Annotated in this window: 4 protein-coding genes and 2 tRNA genes; 2 read left to right on the top strand and 4 right to left on the bottom strand. The window is 38.2% G+C overall.

Going from position 1 to position 4,095, the window contains the following annotated elements:
* The first annotated feature begins 48 nt into the window (after nucleotides 1-48).
* Both V7659_RS13455 and V7659_RS13460 read left to right on the top strand, forming a co-directional pair.
* Nucleotides 49-125 (top strand) — tRNA-Ile (locus V7659_RS13455).
* Between the two features lie 6 nt (nucleotides 126-131).
* Nucleotides 132-206: transfer RNA gene (locus V7659_RS13460), tRNA-Asn, on the top strand.
* A 444-nt stretch (nucleotides 207-650) separates the two neighbouring features.
* On the opposite strand, the gene V7659_RS13465 is transcribed toward V7659_RS13460, so the two are convergent.
* The 4 genes from V7659_RS13465 to V7659_RS13480 all read right to left on the bottom strand — a co-directional run bounded on the left by V7659_RS13465 (nucleotide 651) and on the right by V7659_RS13480 (nucleotide 3,958).
* A complete protein-coding gene (locus tag V7659_RS13465; RefSeq protein ID WP_335540421.1) occupies nucleotides 651-1,415 on the bottom strand; it encodes a sulfite exporter TauE/SafE family protein in 765 nt (254 codons plus the stop codon).
* Nucleotides 1,416-1,638: 223 nt separating this feature from the next.
* Entirely contained in the window at nucleotides 1,639-1,902 is a 264-nt protein-coding gene (locus tag V7659_RS13470; protein WP_335540422.1) for a hypothetical protein, read from the bottom strand.
* 187 nt (nucleotides 1,903-2,089) lie between these two features.
* Nucleotides 2,090-3,094 carry a LysM peptidoglycan-binding domain-containing protein gene (locus tag V7659_RS13475; protein ID WP_335540423.1) on the bottom strand — a complete coding sequence of 335 codons (1,005 nt, stop codon included), beginning with the start codon at nucleotides 3,092-3,094 and terminating at the stop codon, nucleotides 2,090-2,092.
* Between the two features lie 381 nt (nucleotides 3,095-3,475).
* Complete coding sequence (locus tag V7659_RS13480; RefSeq protein ID WP_335540424.1) at nucleotides 3,476-3,958, bottom strand: sigma-70 family RNA polymerase sigma factor; 483 nt, start codon at nucleotides 3,956-3,958, stop codon at nucleotides 3,476-3,478.
* Nucleotides 3,959-4,095: the final 137 nt, after the last annotated feature.

The raw sequence follows: 4,095 nt of genomic DNA on the forward strand, positions 1-4,095 counted from the left end.
CTTCCAAGCTGATGTTGTGAGTTCGATTCTCATCACCCGCTCCAAATTGGGCCTATAGCTCAGCTGGTTAGAGCGCACGCCTGATAAGCGTGAGGTCGATGGTTCGAGTCCATTTAGGCCCACCATATTATTCCGCAGTAGCTCAGTGGTAGAGCTATCGGCTGTTAACCGATCGGTCGTAGGTTCGAGTCCTACCTGCGGAGCCATTTTTTTAAACTAATTTATATTCATTTAATAACAACCACCTTTAAAAAAGTAACCATTTTTTGAAGGTGGTTTTTTTATGTTTTGATCTGTTATAACTGAATGTTGATTTCATTGTGTTTGAAAAATAAACGGTAAAATTCCGTTTAAATTGGGAAATACCCATATTTCCTTTAAAATAAAGGAAGTTTTTCCGTTTATATCATCCAAATCTCTGGATTTCGTCTTATTTAGAGCAGTTAATCGGAATATCTCCGCTTATATCCGCTTCTTAAGCTTCCTCGATATACATTAGCCGGAAATTCTCCGTCTATGAGTTCTCATACCTACATGAAAATCAACAAAACGGTTCAAAATTCACTAAGAATCATAAGCTGGCATCATAATAATAGATATTTAGGTTCATATAAAAAAGCCAGCATATATGCTGACTTTTTTATGCAAAATTAGATTAACTTCAGTCCACTTACAAAAATCAATACAGCAACAACGGTTCGCAGTGGTCTGGTTGGAACCTTTGCGGAAATGCTGCTGCCAATCAATACTCCCGGAATGGAGCCCATAAGTAAATTACCCACAAGCATATAGTTAACATTTCCATAACCGATATGAAGCAATCCTGCTACTGTAACCAAAAGAAACGCGTGAGTAATATCCGTACCAACCATCTCTGATGTCTTCATTCGATATAGATAGATCATTGCCACAGCAAATAAAGAACCTGATCCTAAAGAAGTAAGTCCAACGATAAATCCAAAAATGCAGCCAATTAAAATGGTTAACATCTTCTTTTCACTCAAAGGTTTTAATTGCCAGCGATTTGGTCTTAATTTTTTCTCTACAAACGTTCTGATTATGATAGCAAGTGAAACAAATATCAGGATATAACCGAGGGAATGCCTAATAATCTGTTCTTGATTGTGGTAATACGATTCAAAATAATGAAGGGAACCAATTGCAATGACTGCACTAGGGATACTTCCCATTGCTAAATACTTAACCATCTGAATATTAACTGTTTTTTGTCGCCAATGTTGAACAAGTCCGAATAGTTTCGTGATTGAATTATAAACAAGGTCTGTACCTACAGCAATTGAAGGATTAACCCCAATTAAAATTAATACCGGGGTTAAGAGTGCTGCTCCGCCGACTCCAGTCAACCCTACCAAAAAACCTACAAGTAAACCCATCAATGTAATCCCTATACTCATATCGCACACCCTAACAATTCCAAGTATTTATATAGGATTATATACATTTATACGTATCTTGTAAATAACAAACTAATTATTAGATTCAGATAATTAGTGGGTTACCTTTTAGAAAAATAACTGGTGATTGAATACAAACAAAAAACCATGCTGTGTAATCAGCATAGTTTAATAGTTTTGTATATTCCCATTGATAAACCCATGGGAGAGATTATTTAATGACTTAAGAGAATCCTCCGCCCATGATTAGAGCCACCCCTAATAAAATGACTAAGAGTAAGACAATATATCCGATTATACTAATAATCGTGATAATCCAACCGAGCACTTTTCGATCTGTTTTTATTAAGTAAATCCCTAAGGCAATCGCACCAAAAAAGAATCCGAGAATTCCCCAAAGGACGGGGCTTTTACCATGCTTACGAGAATCAATAACTAAATAAATGGTGATAACTATGTTTAAAAGTAATCCAAATGAACCTTCCAAAATACACTCTCCTTCCTATGTTCAAAATTGTATTCTAAAAATAAATTATACCAGAAAATTTTAACTAGATTGGAGAATTTTATTAATAGAATGGTCTTGAAAGGTTTTGTGGCTGGAAAGAGACTATGGGAAAGGTTCTCGTGGCTTGTACTAACCTCGAACCAACCATGAGAACCTCCTCTGTGGCTTAACGCATCGATGCTAAGATTTCTTGCATTTTTTGTGTTACGAGTGGGTAAAAATTGTTTTTTGCGTCTGTGGTGGAATTTCCGCCGAAGAATCCAGTACCTGGACACGTTTTAACTGCATGTCCTTCACTGTGATCTAACACGCGTTCTCCTGAATTAATATCCCACCAATGATGGTAGGTAACCGTGTCAACAGAAGGGGTTAACCCGTATTTCAACATAAGTAGTGCCGCAACCGTAACAATTGTTTCTTTTTGTTCGGCTGTCATATGTTCTGCATCAAAGTTTCCAACGTTTTCGATGGCGATTGCATCCGCTTCGATTGCGTGCATTGCTTCTTTATTTAGTAATCCAAAGGAACCTTCGGGCGCTTTGTTAAAAGATCTGCCCACTACCACGGTTCCATCCGGGAAGGTGGTTAATTGTTGACTGATCTCACTCCATTTCATCCCCGATATATGATACTCCTCCATCCCCTTCATCAATGTGAAATGGTTCGATCCATTGAATTGCTGATAAGAGGGTTGATAGGTATGATGTTGCTGAATTTTGCCCACTTTTCTAGTGAATTTGTGGTTAAAAATCCAATCTTTAAATTCATCTCTATTCATACGGATGAACTTTCCATCCATGGTCAGTTGCTTAGGAGGAATTTTTAATTTTTGCCCGACATAAATCTGATCGGAGGATAGCCCATTCGTAGTAGCTATCAAAGAGACTGTTGAATTAAAGGCTTGTGAGAGCTTCCATAGTGTATCGCCAGCAACTACTTCATACATGATTGGAACCCTTAGTTTTTGACCAACAAGGATTAAATCCGATTGTAATCCGTTGATTAGTTTTAGGTCTGAGGCAGTCGTTCCATAGGTTTTAGCAATTTTCCATAAATAATCGCCCGATTTCACCTCAAATAGATTTCGTGGATTATTAGCTGCAAGTGCCGATGATAAATTAATTTGCAGAAGGAAGAACAAACTAACGAGAAGAACAGGTAGTTTTTTCATGGATGAATTCCTTTCATGATGTGGTCAAGAGCTACCTTAATAGTGTGTAAAACACCGATTAATTTATGCAATGTGGAAGTTGTATAAGATTTTTCTTCATAAAAATGGTTATTCATCAATTACGGAATTTTGTGGAATAGAGGGATATTTCCTGCGAAATTTTCAAGCGAGGTTCGACACGCTTCACGCAAGTATGGCTTAGGAAATTCAGTTAATTCAAGACTTGTGCCTGTTTCAATCAAACGTTTGATTAATATAGCCTATTTGTTATTTAGTCGAATGAGTGTTGGTTTGTGTAAGGACAAACCCAAAAAGTTTGTCCTTGGTAAGACGACCGACACAAAGTAAAATGTTAAAGACAGAAAGTTAATGACTGGTCTGCTAGTCCCTCACTAACTTTTTCACTTTTTCCCGAGCTCCGCTGCGCCAACTTTTCACTGCTGATAGGGACACCTTTTCTAGTTCGGCGATTTCTTTGATCGATAGTTGATCACAGACGGTGTACAGGAGCCATTTCTTTTGGTTCGGTGTCAGCGTTTCACAGTAGGATAGCAGGATTTCTTTCTGTAATGGATCATCAGAATAGGAATCTTCTACTAGGTCCCAGAATTGCTCATCTAGGTGCGCATTTCGTTCATGATCTTGGTGTGATTTTTTCAATTCCATGAGGAGGCAGCCTTTGATGTAGGTGTAGGCATAGTTGGTGAAGTTTCCTTTGTTAGGGTCGAAGCGTTGGCTTGCTTCCCAAAGGGCAATGAGACTGTGTTGATAAAATTCGTCATGGTTCTTGTAAAGGTGGAGCGAGTTCATGATTTTGTGGAGCATGGGTTCATACTGGTCGACTAATTGTTCAAAGCTTTCCAAGGGTGAGTCCTTTCAGAAAGCGCGCTTTTCATGTATTCCCGGGTACCTCTACCATAACGGGAAAGCAGGATTCTATCGAATCGACATTATTCAAATTTGAGGTGGTTTTTGGGCGATAAGAGAGTCAAGTCCTGATT

The sequence above is a fragment of the Neobacillus drentensis genome, assembly GCF_036966985.1.
GTDB lineage: Bacteria > Bacillota > Bacilli > Bacillales > Cytobacillaceae > Neobacillus > Neobacillus drentensis_E.